At 61.3% G+C, this 23129-nt stretch carries 21 protein-coding genes; 17 read left to right on the top strand and 4 right to left on the bottom strand.

Translation table 11 applies throughout. The features are described from left to right. Positions 1 to 538: 538 nt before the first annotated feature. The 7 genes from ACWGS8_RS14940 to ACWGS8_RS14910 all read left to right on the top strand — a co-directional run bounded on the left by ACWGS8_RS14940 (position 539) and on the right by ACWGS8_RS14910 (position 8526). The gene (locus ACWGS8_RS14940) at positions 539 to 1801 is read left to right on the top strand and encodes an N-acetylmuramoyl-L-alanine amidase (RefSeq protein ID WP_454581638.1); all 1263 of its coding nucleotides are present in this window, start codon (positions 539 to 541) and stop codon (positions 1799 to 1801) included. A 213-nt stretch (positions 1802 to 2014) separates the two neighbouring features. Next, positions 2015 to 4471, top strand: coding sequence for a penicillin-binding protein 1A (locus ACWGS8_RS14935; RefSeq protein WP_454581637.1), 2457 nt, complete (start codon positions 2015 to 2017; stop codon positions 4469 to 4471). A gap of 127 nt (positions 4472 to 4598) precedes the next feature. After that, positions 4599 to 5730 (top strand): peptide chain release factor 2 gene (prfB, locus tag ACWGS8_RS14930; RefSeq protein WP_454581636.1). Its coding sequence is split into 2 segments (ribosomal slippage): positions 4599 to 4664 and positions 4666 to 5730, totalling 1131 coding nucleotides; the frame shifts between segments, so codons are not numbered across the junction. A gap of 306 nt (positions 5731 to 6036) precedes the next feature. Then, complete coding sequence (locus tag ACWGS8_RS14925) at positions 6037 to 6414, top strand: hypothetical protein (protein WP_454581635.1); 378 nt, start codon at positions 6037 to 6039, stop codon at positions 6412 to 6414. A gap of 109 nt (positions 6415 to 6523) precedes the next feature. Then, positions 6524 to 6892, top strand: a complete 369-nt coding sequence (locus ACWGS8_RS14920; RefSeq protein ID WP_454581765.1) for a GFA family protein — start codon at positions 6524 to 6526, stop codon at positions 6890 to 6892. A gap of 127 nt (positions 6893 to 7019) precedes the next feature. Then, positions 7020 to 7670 (top strand): OmpA family protein, encoded by a 651-nt coding sequence (locus tag ACWGS8_RS14915; RefSeq protein ID WP_454581634.1) that lies wholly within the window; start codon positions 7020 to 7022, stop codon positions 7668 to 7670. A 247-nt stretch (positions 7671 to 7917) separates the two neighbouring features. Beyond that, on the top strand, positions 7918 to 8526 hold the full coding sequence (locus ACWGS8_RS14910; RefSeq protein ID WP_454581633.1) for a hypothetical protein: 609 nt from the start codon (positions 7918 to 7920) through the stop codon (positions 8524 to 8526). Positions 8527 to 8817: 291 nt separating this feature from the next. On the opposite strand, the gene ACWGS8_RS14905 is transcribed toward ACWGS8_RS14910, so the two are convergent. Together ACWGS8_RS14905 and ACWGS8_RS14900 are read right to left on the bottom strand one after the other, a co-directional pair. Beyond that, positions 8818 to 9933 carry a DegT/DnrJ/EryC1/StrS family aminotransferase gene (locus tag ACWGS8_RS14905; RefSeq protein ID WP_454581632.1) on the bottom strand — a complete coding sequence of 372 codons (1116 nt, stop codon included), beginning with the start codon at positions 9931 to 9933 and terminating at the stop codon, positions 8818 to 8820. Between the two features lie 8 nt (positions 9934 to 9941). Then, positions 9942 to 11474, bottom strand: coding sequence for a radical SAM protein (locus ACWGS8_RS14900; RefSeq protein WP_454581631.1), 1533 nt, complete (start codon positions 11472 to 11474; stop codon positions 9942 to 9944). 251 nt (positions 11475 to 11725) lie between these two features. Between ACWGS8_RS14900 and ACWGS8_RS14895 the strand changes: the two genes are divergently transcribed. The 5 genes from ACWGS8_RS14895 to ACWGS8_RS14875 are packed head-to-tail and all read left to right on the top strand — an operon-like array spanning position 11726 to position 15659. Next, a complete protein-coding gene (locus ACWGS8_RS14895) occupies positions 11726 to 12358 on the top strand; it encodes a class I SAM-dependent methyltransferase (RefSeq protein ID WP_454581630.1) in 633 nt (210 codons plus the stop codon). Positions 12359 to 12417: 59 nt separating this feature from the next. After that, complete coding sequence (locus ACWGS8_RS14890) at positions 12418 to 13086, top strand: acetyltransferase (protein ID WP_454581629.1); 669 nt, start codon at positions 12418 to 12420, stop codon at positions 13084 to 13086. Beyond that, a complete protein-coding gene (locus ACWGS8_RS14885) occupies positions 13086 to 14039 on the top strand; it encodes a hypothetical protein (protein ID WP_454581628.1) in 954 nt (317 codons plus the stop codon). The genes ACWGS8_RS14890 and ACWGS8_RS14885 overlap by 1 nt, the downstream gene beginning before the upstream one ends. Positions 14040 to 14049: 10 nt before the next feature. Then, positions 14050 to 14988: a hypothetical protein gene (locus tag ACWGS8_RS14880; protein ID WP_454581627.1), complete on the top strand. Its 939-nt coding sequence runs from the start codon at positions 14050 to 14052 to the stop codon at positions 14986 to 14988. Next, positions 14988 to 15659 (top strand): WbqC family protein, encoded by a 672-nt coding sequence (locus ACWGS8_RS14875; RefSeq protein WP_454581626.1) that lies wholly within the window; start codon positions 14988 to 14990, stop codon positions 15657 to 15659. Before ACWGS8_RS14880 ends, ACWGS8_RS14875 begins: the two co-directional genes overlap by 1 nt. Before the next feature lie 39 nt (positions 15660 to 15698). Here the strand turns inward: ACWGS8_RS14875 and ACWGS8_RS14870 are convergent, their stop codons facing one another. Next, entirely contained in the window at positions 15699 to 17282 is a 1584-nt protein-coding gene (locus tag ACWGS8_RS14870) for a DEAD/DEAH box helicase (protein WP_454581625.1), read from the bottom strand. Between the two features lie 192 nt (positions 17283 to 17474). After that, positions 17475 to 18248 carry an NAD kinase gene (locus ACWGS8_RS14865; RefSeq protein WP_454581624.1) on the bottom strand — a complete coding sequence of 258 codons (774 nt, stop codon included), beginning with the start codon at positions 18246 to 18248 and terminating at the stop codon, positions 17475 to 17477. Positions 18249 to 18598: 350 nt separating this feature from the next. On the opposite strand from ACWGS8_RS14865, the gene ACWGS8_RS14860 reads away from it, so the two are divergent. The 5 genes from ACWGS8_RS14860 (at position 18599) to ACWGS8_RS14840 (ending at position 23094) form a co-directional block, all read left to right on the top strand. Next, on the top strand, positions 18599 to 18763 hold the full coding sequence (locus tag ACWGS8_RS14860; protein WP_244420703.1) for a hypothetical protein: 165 nt from the start codon (positions 18599 to 18601) through the stop codon (positions 18761 to 18763). 289 nt (positions 18764 to 19052) lie between these two features. Further along, complete coding sequence (locus ACWGS8_RS14855) at positions 19053 to 20087, top strand: extracellular solute-binding protein (protein ID WP_454581623.1); 1035 nt, start codon at positions 19053 to 19055, stop codon at positions 20085 to 20087. A 98-nt stretch (positions 20088 to 20185) separates the two neighbouring features. Next, on the top strand, positions 20186 to 21613 hold the full coding sequence (locus ACWGS8_RS14850) for an amidase (RefSeq protein ID WP_454581622.1): 1428 nt from the start codon (positions 20186 to 20188) through the stop codon (positions 21611 to 21613). An 89-nt stretch (positions 21614 to 21702) separates the two neighbouring features. Continuing rightward, on the top strand, positions 21703 to 22401 hold the full coding sequence (locus tag ACWGS8_RS14845; RefSeq protein WP_454581621.1) for a TetR/AcrR family transcriptional regulator: 699 nt from the start codon (positions 21703 to 21705) through the stop codon (positions 22399 to 22401). 138 nt (positions 22402 to 22539) lie between these two features. Continuing rightward, the gene (locus ACWGS8_RS14840) at positions 22540 to 23094 is read left to right on the top strand and encodes a DUF2569 family protein (RefSeq protein ID WP_454581620.1); all 555 of its coding nucleotides are present in this window, start codon (positions 22540 to 22542) and stop codon (positions 23092 to 23094) included. Positions 23095 to 23129: the final 35 nt, after the last annotated feature.

The following is a 23129-nucleotide window of genomic DNA, read 5'->3' as shown; positions in this document are numbered from 1 at the left end:
TGTCATGGCGGTGCCGCCCGCTGCCATACTGGCGCGGTTTGATGCGGACCTTTCCATGATTGCGCTTGAAGCCATCGTCACCAGCAGTACCTTTTGAACCAAAGCCCGGAAACCGGACCAGCTTGTTTGCTCATACAGAGCCGGCACGGGGACAAACCCGGCCGTTTTCCTCACGCAGGTGATTCCCCCGCCACGGGAGCACACCTGCGAAATTCGTCGCAATCACCTGAAGCCTTTTCGCGTGAAGCGAAAGGAGCCGCCTTTCATCTGACCCTGTAGCAGGAAGCTGCGGAGGAGGGCGGTTCCAGGATTGCAGTGATCCACTATCGCTTTTATGATTTGGCGGGTTGGAAGGCAACCCCGATTTCCGATGCCGGCAAAAAGCGGTTCCGTAACGTAAGCCTGGGTCCGAACCTTGCGTGAAAAGGCTTGGTTAACCTTCTCTGGATACCAATCGTTAATCGAGTTCGCCGCCTAACCGGCACTTCGACGAAACGCGCGGGCGCCTGGCGCCAAACCGGGAGCGACTGGAAGAGAGATGGGACTGGCGGACTTCACAGACAAGGGATGTCGTGTCGGCGGCCGGATTCTTGGCGCTTTATGTTTCCTGCTGCTGGTGGCGATTGCCTCGACGTTTTCCTCTGTTGCCAATGCCGCCGACGCGCCGCTTGTGGCAAAAGGCTACAAGATGGCGGGCGATGCCACGAAGATGCGCATCGTCATGGATTTCGATCGCGAACCTGATATCAAATGGTTCCTGCTGCGCGGACCCAATCGTCTGGTCATCGACCTGGCGAATACCAGGCTGGCCATCGACGCCAAGGATTTGAAGCCGCGCGGCCTGGTCAGGGGCGTGCGCCTGGGCGCTCTCGGCGAGGGCGTTTCGCGGCTGATCCTGACCGGCAAGGGACCGTTTGCCGTCGACAAGCTGGATGTGCTCAAGAATGAGGACGGAACCGGCTACCGCATTGCCATCGACATGTCGGCCGCCTCCGAACGGGAGTTCGACGCCGCCCTTGCCAACCAGGCGCTGACCACCGGTTCGACGGTTTCGACCGACAAGGGCGGGCGGGTTGGCACCGGACCGGTCTCCAATCCGGGCCACCGCTTCACCGTCGTCATCGATCCCGGTCATGGCGGGGTCGACGGCGGTGCCGAGGGCCTGAACGGCACCATCGAGAAGAACGTCACGCTGGCCTTCGCCACGGAACTGCGCGACAAGCTCGCGGCCATCGGTAAATACGATGTCTTCATGACCCGCGACACCGATGAATATCTGCGTCTGGACGACCGCGTGCGCATCGCCCGCCAGCATGAGGCCGACCTGCTGATTTCGATCCATGCCGACACAATCAGCGTCAAGGGCATTCGCGGCGCCACCGTCTACACCGTCTCCGACAAGGCATCGGATCCCGAGGCGCAGGCGCTCGCCGACCGCGAAAATCTCTCCGATCAGTTCGCCGGTATGGTCATCAAGGACGACAACAAGGAAGTGACCGATATCCTGATCGACCTGATCCGCCGCGAGACGCACACCTTTTCGATGAGTTTCGCCCACACGCTGGTCGGCCAGCTGTCGACCAGCGTCGGCCTCATCAACAATCCACAGCGTTCCGCGGGGTTCAAGGTGCTGAAGGCACCCGACGTGCCATCCGTGCTGGTCGAACTCGGCTATCTCTCGAATGCCAAGGACGAAGCGCAGCTGCTCGACGCCGAATGGCGCGGCAAGGCCGCACAAAGCATCACCAATGCTGTGGCGCTGTTCGCGTCCGCCAAGGCCGGAGCCGGAACCGGAGGTTGACATGCCTTGCGGCGCCTGCAACCAGAGGCGGCGTTGCTGGATGACAACACCCGGTGCCTTTATTTCCGGCGCGCGGTCACGAAATCAGGCCTTGCCGTATTTTGTCCACATGATGGCGACATGGGTTTTCAAATACGGATTGGGACCAGCTCGAAAGCTTGCGTGGAAGGCGGCTTCGTTTAGGAAATTCCCGAACCAAGGACTGGAGCGGGTATGATTCGTCTCATTGGCTATTTCTTCGGCATCGGCACGACGCTGGCCCTTCTGGTCGCGGCGGGCGTTGCCATTTACATCAGCCATCTGTCGAAGGATCTGCCCGACTACGAGGTGCTGGCCAAATACGAACCGCCGGTGACCACCCGCATTCACGCCTCGGACGGTTCGCTGATGGCCGAATATGCGCGCGAGCGGCGGCTATATTTGCCGATCCAGGCTATCCCGGATCGAGTCAAGGCGGCCTTCCTGTCCGCGGAAGACAAGAACTTCTACAACCACCCCGGCATCGACGTGACCGGCCTTGGCCGCGCCATCATCGTCAACCTGCAGAATTTCGGCTCGGGCAGGCGCCAGGTTGGCGCCTCGACGATCACCCAGCAGGTGGCAAAAAACTTCCTGTTGACCGCGGACCAGACCTATGAGCGCAAGATAAAGGAGATGATCCTGGCCTTCCGCATCGAGCAGGCCTATCCCAAGGATCGTATCCTCGAGCTCTACCTCAACGAAATCTTCTTCGGTTTCGGCGCCTACGGTGTCGCCGGCGCGGCGCTCACCTACTTCGACAAGTCGGTGAACGAACTGACCGTGGCCGAGGCTGCCTACCTGGCCTCACTGCCGAAGGGCCCTAACAATTACCATCCTTTCAAGCATGCCGATCGCGCGATCGAGCGCCGCAACTGGGTCATCGACCAGATGGTCGAAAATGGCTACGTCACGCGTGAGGAAGGCAACAAGGCCAAGGCCGAGCCGCTCGGCGTGACGCCGCGCCGTACCGGCACCTATCTGTTCGCCGGCGAATACTTCACCGAAGAGGTGCGCCGCCAGATCATTGCCCGCTACGGCGAGAACGCGCTCTACGAAGGCGGCCTGTCCGTCCGCACCACGCTTGATCCGAAAGTCCAGCTCATCGCCCGAAGGGCGATGCAGAACGGCTTGATCAAATACGATACGCTGCGCGGCTATCGCGGGCCGGTTAAGTCGATCGACGTGTCGGGCGACTGGGGCGTGCCTCTGGGTAATGTCAAGGGACTGGAGGACGTCCCCGAATGGTCGCTGGCCGTCGTGCTCGACTCTTCGGCATCAGGTCTCTCGATAGGCCTGCAGCCAGCACGCCAGGCATCGGGTGACATCGTCAAGGAACGCGTCGAAGGCACCGTCAGCAAGGACGACATGGGCTTTGCCATGCGCCATATGGTCGACGGCAAGACGGTCAAGGCCAAGTCGCCGGCCGATGTGCTCAAGCCCGGCGACGTCATCTTCGTGCAGAAGAACGAAGGCTCCGACAATAGCTACAGCCTGCGCCAGGTTCCCGAGGTGGAAGGCGGCCTGATCGCTATGGATCCGCACACCGGCCGTGTGCTGGCCATGGTCGGCGGTTTCTCCTATGCGCAGTCCGAATTCAACCGCGCCACCCAGGCGATGCGCCAGCCGGGTTCCTCGTTCAAGCCGATCGTTTATTCGGCGGCGCTCGACAATGGCTATACACCGGCCTCGGTGATCATGGACGGACCGATCACCATCCAGAGCGGCAACACGACCTGGACGCCCAAGAACTATGACGGCACCGTCGCCGGGCCGGCGACCCTGCGTTCCGGCATCGAGAAGTCGCGCAATTTGATGACGGTGCGGCTTGCCAACGACATGGGCATGAAGCTGGTCGTCGAATATGCCGAGCGCTTCGGTGTCTACGATCATCTGGCGCCGTATCTGCCGATGGCGCTGGGCTCCGGCGAGACCACCGTCATGCGCATGGTTTCGGCCTATTCGATCATGGCCAATGGCGGCAAGTCGATCAAACCATCGCTGATCGACCGCATCCAGGACCGCTACGGCAAGACCGTGTTCAAGCAGGATGAGCGTGGCTGCGAAGGCTGCAACGCGCCTGAATGGAAGAACCAGCCGGAGCCGGAACTGGTCGACAATTCCGAGCAGGTGCTCGATCCGATGACCGCCTATCAGATCACGTCGATGATGGAAGGCGTGGTCCAGCGCGGCACGGGCGCCACCATCGGCGAACTCGGCCGCCACATTGCCGGCAAGACCGGCACCACCAACGACGAAAAGGACGCCTGGTTCATCGGTTTCACGCCGAACCTCGTGGTCGGCCTCTATATGGGCTACGACACGCCGCGCGGCCTTGGTCATGGCGCCACCGGTGGCGGTCTCGCCGCCCCGATCTTCAAGGATTTCATGCGCGTGGCGCTGGACGGCACGCCCAATGTCGACTTCAAGGTTCCGGACGGCATGAATCTGATCGCCATCAATCGCAAGACCGGCATGCGTGCCGCGTCCGGCGATCCGGGCACGATCATCGAGGCCTTCAAGCCGGGCACCGGTCCCGCCGACAGCTATTGGGTGATCGGCATGGGCGCCGACGGCTCCAACGCGTCGGGCGGCGCACTTTCGCCGCAGGCCAACCAGGCCATCCAGGACGGCGGCGGCGGCCTCTACTGACGGGTCCGGATGCGGATCGCTGGGCTGGCCTGGGGGCCGGCCCATTTCGCTTTACACTTGGCGGCGCCGTCCCTATGTATCGCGCCGACCGAAGTGTCACTTCAGCCACAGGACAAAATATCAGGCCATGCGCGCGGAAACGCAGAATATTGTCGACGAGATCAGGCAGGCGATAACCCTGCTGAGGAGGCATCTTTGACTGGGATCAGGCCATAAAGCGGCTTGAATACCTGAATGTGCGGGCCGAGGACGCCAGCCTCTGGAACGAACCGCTGGAAGCCCAGAAGCTGATGCGCGAGCGCCAGGGCCTCGAGGAGGGCATCGCGGCGGTCAAGGGCCTGACCCAGGCGCTGGAAGACAATATCGGCCTGATCGAGCTCGGCGAGGAAGAGGGCGACGAGGGCGTCATCGCCGAGGCCGAGGCGGCGATCCGCTCGATGCAGGGCGAGGCCAAGGCCCGCCAGGTCGAAACCCTGCTGTCAGGTGAAGCCGACGCCAACGACACCTATCTCGAAATTCATGCCGGCGCCGGCGGCACCGAAAGCCAGGACTGGGCCTCGATGCTCTTGCGCATGTACACGCGCTGGGCCGAACGCCGCCGCTTCAAGGTCGAGGTGCTGGAGGTGCATGACGGCGAAGAGGCCGGCATCAAGTCCGCGACGCTGCTGATCAAGGGCCACAATGCCTATGGCTGGCTGAAGACCGAATCCGGCGTCCACCGCCTGGTCCGCATTTCGCCCTATGACAGCAATGCGCGCCGGCACACCTCCTTCGCCAGCGTCTGGGTCTATCCGGTCATCGACGACACGATCGAGATCGATGTTTCCGAATCGGACGTGCGCATCGACACCTATCGCTCGTCGGGTTCGGGCGGCCAGCACGTCAACACCACCGATTCGGCCGTGCGCATAACCCATATCGCAACCGGCATCGCGGTCGCCTGCCAGGCGGAGCGATCGCAGCACAAGAACCGGGCGAAGGCTTGGGAGATGCTGCGCTCGCGCCTCTACGAGGAAGAGCTGAAGAAGCGTGAGGCCATCGCCAACGCCACCGAAGCCTCAAAGAGCGACATCGGCTGGGGCCACCAGATCCGTTCCTACGTGCTGCAGCCCTACCAGCTGGTCAAGGATCTGCGCACCGGCGTCGAAAGCACCAGCCCGTCGAGCGTGCTCGATGGCGACCTCGACGACTTCATGGAAGCCTCGCTGTCGCAACGCATCGAAGGCGGCGCGGGCGAGGCCGTGGCGGATCTGGACTAGTACCGTCCGCCAATAGACCATAGCGCCCGCTCGCACTTTTGTGGGAACCAGGCGGGCCCATTGCTCACGACGACCTGGCGTGGTCGTGAAGGGCACGTTTTGCGGCCTTGGGCCGCCAGCAAGGGCGCAGCCTCCACGCAGCAATTTCTTGCGCCGACTCACATTTCGGCTCACCATTTGCGGCAGGAGGAGACAAAAGCATTTATGGCCGGTCGCGGCATATCTGCTGACGATTGGCCGCTGGGAAGACACGTTCCGGGAACGGGCAAGCGAAACGCTTGAACCTCGTTTGAAAGGAACGTTCCCATGTTTACCGCCAATTCCAGATCGGCCATCGCCGTTCCATCGGTTGGCCAGCTTGTCACTTCGCTTTGCGCGGCGTGTGTGATCACGCTTCTGTCAGTGCCGGCCATGGCGCATGACGCCAAACCGACCGCGGCCAAGCCGCAGGGCTGGAGTTATCCGTTCGCCTGTTGCGCGAATTACGACTGCCACGAGGTGTCGCAGACCTCGATCAGCGAGCGTCCGGAAGGCTATGTCATCAAGGACACCGGGGAGGTGCTGGCCTACAGCGATAGGCGCATCAAGGATTCGCCTGATGGCGAATACCATTGGTGCGCGCATGAGGCCGGGCTCGATGCCGGCAAGACCATCTGCCTGTTCGTGCCGCCATCGTCCTACTGAGTTCGCTGCTTGCTGTTCAGGGGGTAGAGCCTGCTGACAGGCAGTTGTCAGGATCGCTTCTTTATGGTGCCCTGCCGCTTGGACGGCGGACAATGGAGAGGTGATGTTGATGGCCATCAAGGGAAGCTGCCACTGCAAGGCGACGACATTCGAGGTTTCAGAGGCACCGGAAACGGTGACGCAATGCACCTGCTCGTTCTGCTCGAAACGCGGCTCGCTTTGGGCCTATTATACCCCGTCGCAGTTCAAGCTCATCACGCCACTGAAAAACGTCTCCTTCTACGAGTGGGGCTCGAAAACGGTGAAACATGGTTTTTGCGCCAATTGCGGCTGCGGCACCTTCACCGAGACGCCGGATTGGTCGACCGGCGAGCCGGATTTCGACAATCCGAAGATCAGCGTCAACTCGCGGCTGTTCGACGACTTCAATCTCGACAAGGTGGAAGTGGTGGTCATTGACGGCAAGAATCTCTGGTAACTGATCCCGGGAAAAGCCGTCGCGGGCGCTTTTTCCCGTTCCGCTTTTCGCCGCAATTCATGGTACAAGTCGCGCGAAGGGCTGATTTGGCGCCGTCGAAAAGGCGCGACTTGGAGAGGGACCATCTATGAAGAAGACCGTGCTCGTCGCCGTGGCGACAGCTTTGCTCGTGAGCGCCTGCACCACCACCGATCCGTATACGGGCGACCAGAAGATTTCCAACACGGCCGCAGGTGCTGGTCTCGGTGCTCTGGCAGGTGCCGGCCTTGGTCTGCTTGCCGGCGGCAATGACCGCCGCAACGCGCTGATCGGCGCCGGTATCGGTGCGCTGGCCGGCGGCGCCATCGGCGCCACCATGGATCAGAACGAAGCTGAACTGCGCCGGCAGCTCGAGGGCACCGGTGTCAGCGTCACCCGCAGTGGCGACCAGATCATCCTCAACATGCCGTCGGACATCACCTTCAATGTCGATCAGGATGCGGTGAAGCCAGGCTTCTACCCGGTGCTGAACTCGGTCGCGCTGGTGCTGAAGAAGTTCAAGCAGACCACGGTCGATGTTTTCGGTCATACCGATTCGACCGGCGGCGACCAGCACAATTTCGATCTGTCGCAGCGCCGCGCACTTGCGGTTGCCAACTATCTGTCCGGTCAGGGTGTCGATCAGCGCCGCTTCGCCGTCACCGGCTTCGGCAAGACGCGGCCGATCGCATCCAATGCGACGGCCGCCGGCCGCGAGCAGAACCGTCGCGTCGAGATCCAGTTGTCGCCGCTCACCTGACGATCTGTTCGGCAACGAATGCGAAAACGGCCCCAATGCGGGGCCGTTTTTGTTTGAGTGGCCATCGGTGCTCTTCAGCTATCGCGCAAGAGAATTAGCAACTGCTAAATAACCGCTTCCCTACGGTCACGGAAAGGAATAGCATCATCGCTGTTCCGGAGGGGATGAGGCGGTACAACTGGCCGCGCAACAAGCATTTTTCCCGCCTCGGTCTTGCACGGCCAGATGAAATATCTGGGAGGAATGCATGACAAGAACAGCCAGCCTCGGGCGCTATGGCGTCCTCGCTTTGACTAGCATTGTAGGCGCATGGTTGGGGCTCGCCACGGCTCGGGCCGAGGACGCCAACAAGGCCGACATCGATGCCTTGAAAAAGTCGCTCGCCAAATATGAGGACTACAAGGCTGCGGTCCGCGACCTCTATCTGTCGACGGTCGGCTGCGTCTTTTACAGTGGGGAAAAGATACCGGGCTCGATGGATTACCCGAAAGGCGCCATGGGCGTTCATTTCGTCAATGTCCCAAGCGTCGGCCAGAAGCTCGACCCGATGAAGCCCAACGTCCTGATCTACGAGCCGACCAAGAAAGGCCTGAAGTTGGTCGGCGTGGAATGGCTGGTGCCGTTGACTCCGAACACCAAGGAGGCTCCCACACTGTTTGGCCAGAAATTCATGGGTCCGATGGAGGGACACTATCCGCTCATCCCGAGGGAGTTCGTCCACTATGATCTTCACGCCTGGCTGTTCAGGGACAATCCGAACGGCATGTTCAGTCCGACGAATCCGAACGTGAAATGCAATAAGGCCGAGTTCCCGATGCTGGAGAAGCCAACCAAGATGATGCCTGGGCCGATGTAGCGGTCGGCCAGGCCAATGCATGTCCAGTGCTGAATCCGTCGCGTTGGTCTGAAGAAGTTCCGCCAGACGACCTTCGACGTGTTCGGCCGGGGGCGATCAGCGCCGCTTCGCCGTCACCGGCTGCGGTAAGACGCGGCCGATCGGCTCCGATGCTGCGGCTGCCGGCAGCGAGCAGAACCGTCGCGTCGAAATCCAGCTGTCGCTGCTCACCTGAGAAAAACCGGATTGAACACGCAAACGGTCCGGCGCGCGGGGACGTTTCTGTGTTGCGAGCCACTCAAGATATTTGCGTCAGCCCGCTGTCACCGCCTCGGTGAGGATGGAGCAGATGCGCGAGATTGCTTCATCCGGAAGATCTGTCCAGCAAGGCAGGCCCAGTTGAGTCGCAACAAGCGTCTCGGTGACCGGCAGTGGTACACTGGGAAAATGTTCGAAGGCTGCGTGCCGATGAAGACCGCCGCCCCACCATCGACGGACACCAATTCCGGCTCGCGTCAGCACCATGAGCGCCCTTTCCATCGAATCCGACGGCAGGCCGACGTTGACGGTGGAGGATATCCAGCGTTCGCCGAATCCATTCGGCAAGTTCAACCCGGAAGTCGAATCAAGCGAGCGGCAATAGCCACTGGCAACACGCTGGTAGGCGGCACGTGTAGGTGCCCAACCGTCCAGTGCGGCGAGGCCGACGGCCGTGCTATACTCACTGAGCTTGCCATTCAACGCCGGCGATGTCGCCTCGCGCGAATTTGCAAAACCAAAATTGGCTCCCTTCACGATTTCGTCGATCAGAGCGCCGTCATCGGACGCAATGAAGCAACCTTCGCCAACGCCGAGCGCCTTGGTGGCATGCAGGCTGACGACTGCCGGAACCCGCGACGGCGTCAATGAGTCGAAGGCCGCGGCCGCGTCGATTGCCACGGCAAGACCGGTATCGCTCTTGAACCGATCCCAGTTCGCGGCATCCATCGGGCCGCCGAATGGCATGACCGGCATGACGGCGCCGACCTTGCCAGGAGCCTGGCCGAGGAGCTGTATCGCCGCCTCCGGCAACAATTGCTGGGTGTCGAGGTCGACGTCGACAAGCCAGGGAACGAGCCCTGCGAGGACCACCGCATGCGCGCTGGCGGCGAAGGTCCAGGACGGCATCATGCAGAGACTGCCCTTCGCCGGTTTCTGCGCCATCAGCGCCAGCGCCAACCCCAGCGTTGCGTTTGCCAGGCACACGACATGACCCACGGCGATCCGAGTCCTGAGGGCTTCCTGGAAGCGCTGATTCAGCGGACCGTTGTTGCTGTACCAGCGGTTCGCGTCGATCTCGCGCAGATAGGGCAGAATATCGTCCGCCGTTGGCAGGCGCGGGCGCGCGACCGGGACATCAGGTGCTGGATCGGGATCGGCATCCCACAATCTTCCCGTCATGAAGCTTTTCGGCCGTCGGCAATCTTGGGCAGGTAAAGATCTTCATTGGCGGGCAATGGCCGCAAGGTTTCGGGCCGGCTGCTGCCGATCTGGAACCAGATGCTGGTCTGCGAGATAACGTAACAATGCCAATGCTCGATGCAAAGAAACACGAAGCTGGCGAAGGATAACGCCTCGCGGCCACAGAGACGACGGTTGCGGCGCCAATGCCTGACATAGGCGCCGCCGAGCGACATGGCCTGACGGTTGGCAATCAGGGTTCGAAGAAGACGGGCGGCCGTCAGAGCAGCCCCGGCCAGTTCTGCGAGCCGGCCCATGCCGGAACGCTTTCTTCCAACCAACGTCGCCTGGGCGGCCCGGCTCCGACGAAAGCCCGGCGATCCGGCATAGCCATCCACCAGGCGATCGAAATAGGCATCCGGCTCATACAGACGCCGCACCAACTTGTCGTAGCCGGCCTTGAGGACTTCGCGCGTCATGTTCTTGGGATGAAAACTGACATGGGGGTCACTGAGATCCAGCCGGCCTTCGGTCCTCAGCCGGTCGTAAAGTGGCGTCGTCGGGATCGGGCACAGGATCGTTACGGAAACCGGTGCGATGCCGCTTTGCTGGATGAACGCGAACTGCTCGTCGAAGATCGCTTCGTCATCGGCATCGAATCCAACGATGAAGCCGGCCTGAATCACCAGTCCCTTGTCGCGAATGCGTTGCAGCTTCTCGATCATGGAGTCGCCGCGGACGTTTTGAACCTTCCTGGTTTCCGCCAATGACGAGGCCCGGGGCGATTCGATCCCGACAAAGACCTGGCGGAAATTGGCCAGCCGCATCAGATCGAGCATTTCCTCATCGTCGGCCAGATTGATGCTCGCCTCGGTGGAGAAGACCAGCGGATAGTTGTTTGCCTGCTGCCAATCGATCAGGACGCGCAGCAACTCCTTGGCCTTCGCCTTGTTGCCGATAAAATTGTCGTCGACCAGGAAGCAGGTGCTGAACCCGGCTTTCACGATCGCCTCGCATTCGAGGATCATTTGCGCGGGCAACTTGAGGCGTGGGCGGCGACCGAAGATGGTTATGATGTCGCAGAATTCGCACAGGAAGGGACACCCTCGCGAGAACTGCAGCGATGCCACCATGTAGCGTCCGGATTTCAGCAGGTCGTATCGCGGCGTCGGCACGGTCTCCATGTCCGTTTTCGCCTCTTGCTCGTAACGCCGATGCACCGCTTCGCCCAGGGCGAAAGCCGTCAGGAAACGCGGCCATGTCTCCTCGGCTTCGCCGATGAAGCGCACGTCACAACGATCGACAAATTCCGATTCCGATACCGAGACGTAGGGGCCGCCCACCACCGCGGTAACCGGAAGATCGCGAAGCCGATCAAGGATTTCGAACATACGATCACGCTGCACGATCATACCGGTCACGCCAACGATGTCGAAGTCGCCGAGGTGCTCGAAATCAATGTCCTCGACGTTCTCGTCAACCAGGACGACATCGCAATGCTCTGGAGCAAGAGCCGCCAGTGCCGGCAAGGAGCCTGTCACGATCCAACTGCGCTTGCCGCCGGGCAGAATGGCGAGAACCTCATCGCGGGTCCAGATGGAGGGATGGAAACGCGGATTGATGAGACAAATCCGAAGGCGGCGCGGCGAAGGGAGGTTCGAATTGTGCATCGTGTTGAGCCGATCTGACCGAAGATACTGGGGGCTGTGTTTCACGTGGTTGATGGCGTGGTATACTGGGCCATGTCGAACGTATACGGCAATTCCATGAGATATTACAATTGACTGATATTAATCCGTACAGCGCGCTTGTTGCGTACTATGAGGCGTGTTTCGAGCGACACGGAGACACATGTAAAGGCGTCGACTGGCCCGATGCCGAAGGGGCGGCGACGCGTTATCGCGTCATGGCAGAGGTGGTGCGTGAGCGCGACCCGGTCGACCTGCTCGACTTCGGTTGCGGCGCTGGTCATTTCCTCGACTATCTGCGCCAGACTGATCGCAAGGTGCACTACCGGGGGCTCGATCTGTCGGCGCGGTTCATCGACCTATGCCGGCGCAAGTATCCCGGCGTGGCCTTTGATTGCCTGGACGTGATGCAGGACGGGGCGGCTGTGCCCGAGGCCGACTACATCATCATGAACGGTGTCTTCACGGAGCGCTGCGGCGTTGCCTTCGAGACAATGTTCGACGCCATGACCGGGTTACTGGCAAAGGTGTTCCCTCATGCACGCAAAGGTATCGCCTTCAACCTGATGTCGAAACACGTCGACTGGGAACGCGACGACCTCTTTCACGTGCCCTATGACCGGATTGGCCACTTCGTCGTCAGTCAATTGTCGCGCCAACACCTTATCCGCGCCGACTACGGACTCTATGAATATACTGTTTACGTCTACAAGGCTGCCGCATAGCCGGACAATCCACGGTGATGACGAGCGGACCAGGGTACAAGGCAAGAGCGCGGGGCGGCATGGCGGACGTGGTCATTTTTGGGGCAGGGCAACTCGCCGAAGTTGCCAAGGCCTATCTCGACAGATTCGGTGAGGATCGTGTCGTTGGGTTCACTGTCGACGAAGCGTTCCTCACGCAAACTGAGTTCAACGGCCTTCCCGTGGTCGCCTGGGAAAGGCTTGAGGAGCGCTTCCCGCCTGATGCCGTCAAGTTGCTCGGTCCGCTCAGCTACCAGAATCTCAACGAGTTCCGCAGGAATAGACACAGGGAGGGCAGGGCGCGTGGATACGGCTTTGCGCGCTTTATCCATCCCTCGACCCACAATATGGCGGAGACGGTTGGCGACAACTGCTTCATTCTGGAAAACTGCACGCTGCAGCCGTTTGTTCGCCTTGGCGAGGGCATCATCATCTGGAGCGGCAGCCATGTGGGTCATCACGCCATCATCGAAGACTTCTGCTTCGTGTCGTCGCTGGTGGGATTAGCGAGCGGCGTCCGTATCGGTACGTGCAGCCTGATCGGCGGCCAGGTCGGCGTCGACAACGGCATCACGATCGGCGCGGGAAGCTACATCGAGTCCCGATGCATGATCCGGCGCGATGTGCCGCCCAACAGTGTGGTTCGTCATCCCTCGGATCTGCCCAAGCCCTATTCCAGCGCCCGTATCAAGTCGATGAAGTTCCGCTGATGCCCGACCATCAGAGGAAATGGACCCGGCGGGGATTGCTGGTGTCGGTAAAGGCGGGACAAGGGTGGTGGGCCAGTCACGCACAGTCCCCAACGGTCCTCGCGCTTTCGCCCCGGCTTTGGCGTATCTATTTCGCGGGACGCAACAGCGACAACCGGTCATCCATTCTGGCCGTCGATCTCGACCCGCAAGACGGCATGTGTGTGTTGGACGAGCATCTCGATCCCATTCTGGAGTGGGGGCCGACAGGGAGCTTCGATTGCACCGGGCTGGGGCCATCCTGCGCGCTGGTGGTTGGCGGGCGCGTGCACCTCTACTATTCCGGTATCTATCCCCGTGTCGACGTCCGCTCCCAGACAGCGATCGGGCTCGCTGTCAGCGATGATGGGCTGAGTTTCGAGAGAGCATTTGCCGGGCCGATCCGCAGCATCGGCCCGGCTGATCCCTATTTCGTTTCGACGCCCTTTGTCAGTGCCGTCGAGGGCGGCTATCGCATGTGGTACACCAGCGGCATCGGCTGGACCGGGACCAAGGGTACGCTGGAACCGGACTACGTCCTTCGCACCTGTTTTTCACCAGATGGCATGCTGTGGGAAACGGGCTCGAGCGTCGTCCTGTGCGACGATCTTGGTGACGGTATCAGCCAGACGCGTCCCTGGATCACTCATGAGGCTGGTGGCATGCGCCTGTGGTACAGCCGGCGCGGGCGGGACTTTCGCGCCAGCGGCAAAGAAGCTTACCGACTGTTTTCCCGTCGCATGGACGCCCGGACCGGAACCGTCGGTGAAGCCGAGCCCGTGATCTTCAGCAATCCACCGGCCGCCGGCGAATTCGACAGCTCGATGCAGGCCTATTGCTGCATCATGCAGCGCCCTTCCGGCGACGTGATGTTCTACAACGGCAACGGGTTTGGCGAGGCCGGCATCGGCTGGGCAACCCGCGATTTGACCTGAGAAGGCACGAATGACTTTCGAATTTCGCATCCCGATCCTGCCCGAACAGGAGTTTTTTTCGAACGTCAAGCTGGCTGCCTTGTCGCTGGCCAGTCTCGGCGGCGCCTATGCCACCGCCCCCATTGTGGTCTCCGTCGGGGGGCATGCCGACTTCGGCGAAATCAGTGCAGTCAATCGATGGTCATCGGCCTACCCGGTGACGTGGCGTCCCGTGCCTCACGCTGTCAGCGATCGAGGCTTTTCCTCGGGCTTCGACCGTTATGTCGAACCGCCAAGCGGCGATGTCATCATCCTTGTCGATGCCGATGCCTGCCTGATGCGGCCTATCGACGGCCTTCTGCAAAGCATGCGCGACGCCGAGCGGCCGACCGTTGCCGGTCTGCCGGCGCATTTCTCGCCATTTTCGAGAGACGGTACGGAAAATGACGCCGCGTGGCGCCGACTTCTCGGGGCATTCGGCTTCGGCGACACGCCCCTGAACTTCCGATATTCCGAGTCGCCGGATGAAGCGTTCGGCGGCTGCCCAGCGTATTTCAACTATGGTTTCGTCGTCTTCAACAAGATGGCATTCACCGCGATTCAGCCATTGATCCGCCCGCTGACGGCGCGCGTATTGGACTATTTGAAGGATACATCCTCCATTTTCTTTTCTGCCCAGATAGCGCTGTCATTGGCGATCCTTACGGTTGGAGCCGATCCTTTGCCGCTTGGGCCGGAGTACAATTGCCCGAACTCGGACGAGATGCTGGCGTACGGGCTGCATGACGCGGCTGATATCAGGGTACTGCATTATCTTCGCCGCGAGCAGTTTGACCGTCACAGCTTCCTGTGCAAGCGCGATGACTTCGACGCCTTCTGCAACAAGTCATTCGAATCTCCGGTTCTGCAAGCCTTCCAGAGGCACATTCGAGGCCTGCCTCACCTCTTCTATGGCGAAGGCGAAGCATAGTGACGGGCAAGCTCACCATTGCTGTCATGCAGCCATACTTCTTCCCCTATGCGGGTTATTTCCGCCTGATGGCCGCGAGCGACATCTTCGTTGTTTTCGACGATGTCCAGTTCGCGCGCCGGGGGAGGGTGCACCGCTGCGAAATGATGCCGGGACACTGGCTGACATTGCCGGTTGCGCCGATGCCTTTCGACGCGCTGATAAAGGACCTGCGCTGGGAGAACGATGCCCGAGCCACCTTGGACAAGCGGCTGGCTGCCTTCGGCCTGCCAAGCCAGGCGCGGACGCCAGCGGCGGAGCAGATCAACGGCCACCTGACCGGGTCCCTTGGTGACGTGACAGATTTTCTCGAGGAAGGTCTTCGGCTGACGGCCGATGTGCTTCAGCTCAGACCGGATGTCGTGCGCAGTTCCCGCCTCGGCATCGATCCCGCCTTGCGTGCGCAAGCCCGCGTGATCGCCATCGTTCAGGCACTTGGCGGCCAGCGCTACATCAATGCTCCGGGCGGACGTAGCCTCTATTCACGCGATGTCTTTCAGCAAGCAGGTATAGATCTTCGATTTCTCGTGCCCTATGCGGGAAGGTTCCCGCACATCTTGCCTGCCTTGTTAGGCAACGGCCTTGCCGATCTTCGCGATGATATCCGAAACACATGCCAATTGGCCCCGTGATCGTTTGCCGATCACTTGGCGGCTATTTCAGGCTTGCAGTCAGACCTTGGCGACGATGCGCATGAAGGCCGGCATGTCGTCGCCGAAACCAACGGTGGTGTCGTTGTCTTCCTGATGGCGATGGCGGGCCGGGCGGCTGTTGTCGCGCTGCGGCCTGGTGTCACCCCGTTCCGGTGCGCGCCGTTCGTTGCGATCGGAGGATTTGCGTTCGGTGTTTTCCGAACGGATCGCCTCCTTGCGCGCGCGCCGCTCGCCGATATCGGCGACGGCCGTCTCAGCCACACCTGGCTGTTCTTGCTGTGCGGCCGAGGCATCTTCCTCGCTGTGTCTGGCACGGCGTTCGCCGCCCTTCTTGCGCTCGCCTCTGTCCTTGCGATCGTCGTCCTTGCGGCCGGCGCGACGCGGTGCACCCTTGCCCCGGCGCGGAGCATCGTCCTCGCCTTCGCTGGCGACCACGGTCGACAGATCGCCGTCATGCCACTCGATCTTGTTGCCGATCAGCCGTTCGATGGCGTCGACATATTTGGTGTCGGACTTGGTCGCGATGGTGAAGGACTTGCCGGAGCGCCCGGCGCGGCCGGTGCGGCCGATGCGGTGGACATAGTCCTCGGCATGGATCGGCACGTCATAGTTGAAGACGTGGCTGACATCGGGGATGTCGAGGCCGCGCGCGGCAACGTCAGAAGCCACGAGGTAGCGAAGCTTGCCGTCACGGAAATTGGCCAGCATCTGCATGCGGGCGCGCTGGTCCATGTCGCCATGCAGGGCGCCGGCATCGAAATCATACTTCAGCAACGAGCGGAACAGCTCCGACACTTCGACCTTGCGGTTGCAGAAGATGATGGCGTTCTTCAACTCCGCGTCTTCGGCCTTGATGAGGTTGCGCAAAGTCTCGCGCTTGTCCCAAGGCTTCGAGCCGGATTTGACCAGCCGCTGGGTGATGTTGGTGGCGGCCGACGCGGCCTTCGAAACTTCGACACGCACCGGCGCGTGCAGAAACTTTTCCGTCAGCTTGGTGATTTCCGGCGGCATGGTCGCCGAGAAGAACAGCGTCTGCCGGGTGAACGGGATCATCTCGCAGATGCGCTCGATATCGGGAATGAAGCCCATGTCGAGCATCCGGTCGGCCTCGTCGATGACGAGGATCTCGACGCCGTTGAGCAAAAGCTTGCCGCGCTCGCGATGGTCGAGCAGACGGCCAGGCGTGGCGATCAGCACGTCGGCGCCGCGCTCCAGCTTCTTGTCCTGCTCGTCGAACGATACGCCACCGATCAGGAGCGCGATGTTGAGCTTGTGGTTCTTGCCGTATTTGACGAAGTTTTCTTCGACCTGGGCGGCAAGCTCGCGCGTCGGTTCGAGAATCAGCGTGCGCGGCATGCGGGCGCGGGCGCGGCCCTTTTCCAGCCGGGTCAGCATCGGCAGCACGAAGGAGGCTGTCTTGCCGGTGCCGGTCTGGGCTATGCCAAGCACGTCCTTGCCGAGCAAGGCGTGCGGGATGGCGCCGGCCTGGATCGGTGTCGGCTGGGTGTAGCCGGCATCTGTAACTGCGGAAAGCACCTTCGGCGACAGGCCGAGGTCTGAAAAGGTCAACGCTTCTTGAGCGATCGTGGTGTCTGAGGACAAGTGTTGTTGTCTTTGGCTGGTTCGGGGAGGCGCAACGCTATTCGTCGCGGCAAGCGCCACGCGCTTGCAAGATTGGCATTGCGATTAGGCGCAAGCCCGCGATTTGTCAACAGAAACGGGCGGGATTGGCACGATTGTGAAGCTGTAACCTTAATCGCGATGCTTAATCCGGCCGCTTGCCTCTGTGTCGGCTCAGTAACGGAACTGCTCGGCCAGGATGCGCTCGTTCCAGGAGTGATTGGGGTCGAACAGCAAGGTTGCCGTCGCAGTCGGCGACTCCCGCACCGTGACCGAGGTCACCGCCTTGACCTCGGTGTGGTCGGCGGCGGCGTTCACCGGCCGCTTTTCCGGCTCCAGAATGTCGAAGCGCACGGTCGCCTTGTTGGAAAGCAACGCGCCACGCCAGCGGCGGGGGCGAAACGGACTGACCGGCGTCAGTGCCAGAAGCGGCGCGTCGAGCGGCAGGATCGGGCCATGCGCGGAAAGATTGTAGGCGGTGGATCCGGCCGGCGTCGCGATCATCACGCCATCGCAGCTGAGTTCCTCGAGCCGTATCTGGTCATCGACGCTGATGCGGATCTTGGCAGTCTGGTAGGATTGGCGCCACAGCGCAACCTCGTTGATCGCCAGCGCCGAGACGGTTTCGCCTTCCGAGGTGACGGCCAGCATCTCCAGCGGCCGGATGGTTTCGGCGACCGCGGCCGCGATGCGCTCGGTGAGCCCTCCCGAACGGTACTCATTCATCAGGAACCCGATGGTGCCACGGTTCATGCCGTAGACCTTCTTCCCCGTTCCCATCGTGTCACGCAAGGTCTGCAGCAGGAAGCCGTCACCGCCCAGGGCAACCACAACCGCGGCCTCGGCGACCGAACACTGGCCATGGCGCGCCGACAGACTTTCCAGCGCCGCCTTGGCGTCTGCTGTGTCGGACGAGACGAAGGCGATGCTGTTGGCGGCTGTGCTCATGGCTCCCCGATCGCGACCGATTGGCGGCGGCAGGTCTGGCCGCGCCCGCGCCGGGGTAGCACGGGGTGGGCAGCTCTGCAAAGAGCGCCGTTGCGGGCGCCGCAACGGTATCCTGCGAACCTGCGGATCGCGCTTGATGACAGGGCAGGCGCGAATGTGATGGTTAAGGCGAGGCTTAAAGTCTCGTAAAGGCGGATCGATCATGTTAGCCGGCATGAATGGCGTGGGGGCGCCCGCAGCACACTGTATCCTTCGGGATGCCAAAGGACGCTGCGGCACTTTTGATTAGTGCGCATGATCCCGGAAAATCTGATGTTCGGGGCGCGCACCAACCAGACGAGGCCGACATATTGCCGGTAGCACGCCTGATCATCGTCTTTGTCATGCTGGGTAGCTTCGCGCTGGTCTTCGCCGAGCTTGTGCGCCAGTCGGAAAACATGAGCATGAGACCGCTGCCGACAGCGTCGCGCTGCGGCGATGCCACCGGAATGCCTTGCCCGCAACGGGCGCTGTAGGTCCCGGAATACCCCACCCGCCGTAGAAACCGCTGACGCTCGGCCCATCCCAAGCGATAGTTTCATGCTGGGCTTGCGAAAAGATATTGACTGTATAGTTAGTTATAATTAGTCCTAACGCAGACGACCAAGTTGGCCAGCTGGCATCCGCCGGTGAATGGCCACGAAAGGGGAATATTTTGACAGTCATTTGGCCCGCCACGGGCCGAAAGGCAGAGCCAGGCTTGTTCATCAGCAGGAGACGGACCGAGGCGGCGACGCAGCCGGTCCCAACAATGGGAGCACTAGCATGAACTGGAATCTGACCGCGGCGGCCGTCGGGCTGTCGCTGCTCGCCGCAACCGGCGTTGCCCGCGCCGATGGCGAACTCAACATCTACAATTGGGGCAACTACACCAGCCCGGACCTCATCAAGAAGTTCGAGGAGACCTACAAGGTCAAGGTCACCATCACCGACTATGATTCCAACGACACCGCATTGGCCAAGGTCCGCCAGGGCGCGTCCGGCTATGACATCGTCGTGCCGTCGGCCAGCGTCGTGCCGGTCTGGATCAGTGAAGGCCTGCTCCTGGAGACCGACCCCAACAAGATGGAGAATTTCAAGAATGTCGATCCGCGTTGGGTCGACGTTCCCTTCGATCCGGGCCGCAAATACACAGTTCCGTGGCAGTGGGGTACGACAGGCATTTCGGTGAACAAGTCGGTCTATTCCGGCGATCCGAACACCTCGGCGATTTTCCTCGACCCGCCGCCGGAGCTTGTCGGCAAGATCAATGTCGTGCCCGAAATGGGGGACATCATGTTCCTCGCCATCGCTTATGAGGGCGGCAAATATTGCACCAACGACATGCAGGTGCTGAAGAAGGTGCACGACAAGCTGGTCGAGGCGAAGGCGAAATGGCTCTCGCTCGACTACGCGGCCGTCGACGGCCTGGGCAGGGGCGACATTGCCGCCGGCGTCAACTGGAACGGAATATCGCTGCGCGAGCGGCTGCAGAACGACAAAATCGTCTACGGCTATCCCAAGGAAGGCTTTCCGATCTGGATGGACAATGTCGCCGTCCTCAAGGACGCCAAGAATGTCGAGAACGCCAAGCTGTTCCAGAACTTCATCATGGACCCGAAGAACGCCGCGATGATCTCGGCTTTCGCCCGCTACGCCAACGCCATCAAGGGCTCCGAGGCTTTCATGCCGGACGACATGAAGACGGCGCCGGAAGTGGACGTTCCGGCTGAATTTGCCGCCAAGGGTCAGTTCATGCCTGCCTGTCCATCGGATGTGCAGGCGCTCTACACGAAGATCTGGACCGACCTCCAGAAGTAGCGCAGCCGGCCGAACCCAACCAGTAACCACCGGGCCGCGACGCGCGGCCCGGCAACCCTCCATGCCAGGTGCGGTCTCGCGATCGCAGGAGATTTCCGATGTCCGATCTCGACCTTTGCTACATGCCTGCCCATGAGGCGCTGCGGCTGTTCAAGGCGAAGAAACTCTCGCCTGTCGAATTGATGCAGGCCACCATTCGCCGCGCCGAAGCCACCAAATCGTCGATCAACTGCTTCACCTTCACGCATTTCGAAGAGGCGATGAAGCTGGCCGCCAGGGCCGAGGCGAAATACGCCAGGGGCGCCAGGACCGGCGCGCTGGAAGGGCTTCCAATTGGCATCAAGGACGAAAGCTACATCAAGGGCAAGCCGACCTCGCATGGCTCGCTGCTGTCCAGGGATGGCATAGGTGGCCACACCTCGACGATGAACGAGCGCATCATGAAGGCCGGCGGCATTGTGCATGCCCGCACGGCGACGCCGGAATTCAGCTGCGCCGGCTACACCTGGTCGAAGCGGTGGGGCGTCACCCGCAACCCATGGAATCCAGATTTCACGCCGGGCGGTTCGTCGGGTGGTGCGGCGGCAACGCTCGCCTCCGGAACATCATCGATCGCCACCGGCTCGGACATTGCCGGATCGATCCGCATTCCGGCCTCGGCCTGCGGTCTCGTCGGCTACAAGCCGCCTTACGGCCGCAATCCCGACGATCCGCCCTTCAACCTCGACTTCTATTGCCACACCGGGCCGCTGGCGCGAAACGTCCGGGACGCGATCCTGCTGCAGAACGTCATGGCCGGACCGAGCCCACTCGACATCGCCACGCTGCGTCCCAAATTGCGCCTGCCGCTTGATTACAAGCCAATCAAGGGTTGGAAGATCGCCTTCTCCATGGATCTCGGTGCTTTTGAAGTCGACCCCGACGTGCGGAAGAACACGCTTGCCGCCTGCGATGTGTTCCGTTCGCTCGGCGCCACGGTCGAGGAAGTCGACCTTGGCTGGGATGACGGGGTGCTCAACGCCGGGATGGCCTATCTCGAGCACCTGTTCGGCGCATCGCTGTCGCAACTGCTAGCGGAGCATGCCAGCGACATGACCAGCTATGCCCGGCGGTTTGCCGAGGACGGGCAAAAGTCCAAGGCCACGGACTTCGTCGCGACGCTGGAGGTGGCGGCCAGAATGTACCAGACGCTCGGCCCGCTGCTGGAAACCTACGATGTGCTGATCTGCCCGACAAACGCGCTGCCCGCGGTGCCGGCGGAGTTCGACCAGACCAGGGACATGGTCGAGATCAACGGCAGGCAGGTGAACCCCTCGCTGGGCTGGGTGATGACGACGCCGTTCAACATGCTGAGCCGTTGCCCTGTTCTGTCCGTACCGTCCGGCCACGCCGCCAGCGGCGTGCCGACAGGCATCCAGATCGTCGGCCGCACCTATAGCGACGCCGATGTCTTCAGGGCCGGACTGGCCTATGAAACGGTCCGGGGGGAGTGGTATGGGAGCACCGGGACACGCCCGTCGCTCTGAGTCATTCCGGGATCAGCCGGCGTGGCATATGTGGCAAGGCAATCTGTGCGGCGGGATGTTCCGCCGTGGGTCCGAAAGGCCTGACGAAAATGGCGCAACGCAAGGCAACCGTGAAGCCGGAGAAACGCAAGCTCGTGAGGACCAAGGGTGCGGCAAACGATGCCGCGCCGCCCAAGGACCGCCGGCGCGTGCGCGGCGAAGCCAGCGTGCAGCGCATCATCGACGCCACCATCGAGCTCATCGCGGAGGAGGGCCTGGCAAGCCTCACCATGCAGCGCATCGCCGAACATGTCGGCTCGTCCAATGCGCTGGTCGTCTTTCATTTCCGCAGCAAGGAAAACCTGTTCCGGGCCGTGCTTCAGTATCTCAGCGATCAGTATGACGCGCTGTGGATCAGCCTGGTGCGGGCGCCCGGCCTGTCGCCGGTCGAAAGGCTGCTGGGCGCCGTCGATTGTGCGCAGCGTTTCGCGCGGCAGCATCCGCAATGGGTGTCGGTCTTCGTCGTGTTCTCAAGCGACCGCAAGAGCATGCAGATCTACAATGAGATCGGCCTGCCCAGCGATCTCGCCTACACCGCCGAAGCGCGCGAACTGCTGATCGAGATTTCGCGCAGCGGCGGCTATGCCGGCGTCGACATCAACACCTTGTCGGAGAGCCTGAACTATCTGGTTCATGGCGCTTGGTATTGGGACCATCTGAACCCGTCGAGCCGTGACACCAATGTGCTGCGCAAGACCATGCTGCTCCTGCTGCATCAGGCATTTCCCCGGCATTTCGAATTGGGGTGAGGGACGGGCTGGCTAGGCGAAGGCCGGCGGCGTAATTTTCAGCCGAAGCTGCTCGATCCTCTTGAGTTGCAAACGAAACATGATACAATCTTAGGATGTATATGCGCAATACAAGGTTGCGTGACGGGGGGCGGGCGAATGTGGCATTGGGCAATACTGCTGCTATTGATTGGCGTGCCAGTTTTCTTCGCTGTTCGCTCGGCACGCAAACGCCCCCGACCTCCGAAAGACCTCGAGGGATTTGGCGGCTGGCTGATGCTGCTGGCGATAGGTCAGTCATTGTCACCGTTGCGCACACTTTTGGAGTTGGCCAGATCGGTCAAAGACTACCAGCGGCTCATCACACTGCCTAATGGGCCTTTGGCGGTGTATGGCGAAACCGCGCTCAATCTGGCCTTTCTGGTGCTTCAACTCGTGGTACTTATTTCGATGCTGAGGCGAAGCCAGCACTTCCCGAAACTGTTTATATGCCAATGGTTTGCTATCCCTATCTTGTTCATCCTGGACACCGTTTGGATATCAAGAACACTCAGTATCCCGATGAGCCAGCTCCTTGACGGAGACACATTGATATCGGCCGTGATAGCCGTCGCCACCACGGGGCTTTGGGCCGCTTATGTCTACAGGTCGGTCAGGGTGAGAAATACATTCGGTGGCGATACGGCAGCCATTCAGGCTGCGACGTTTTCTTAGAAGGTCTGCTGGGCCAGGCGCAGCCGGCCAAATCG

The organism is Mesorhizobium sp. 43Arga, from assembly GCF_053714255.1.
The sequence above is the reverse complement of the archived record's forward strand: the minus strand, read 5'-3'. Positions and strand labels throughout refer to the sequence as shown.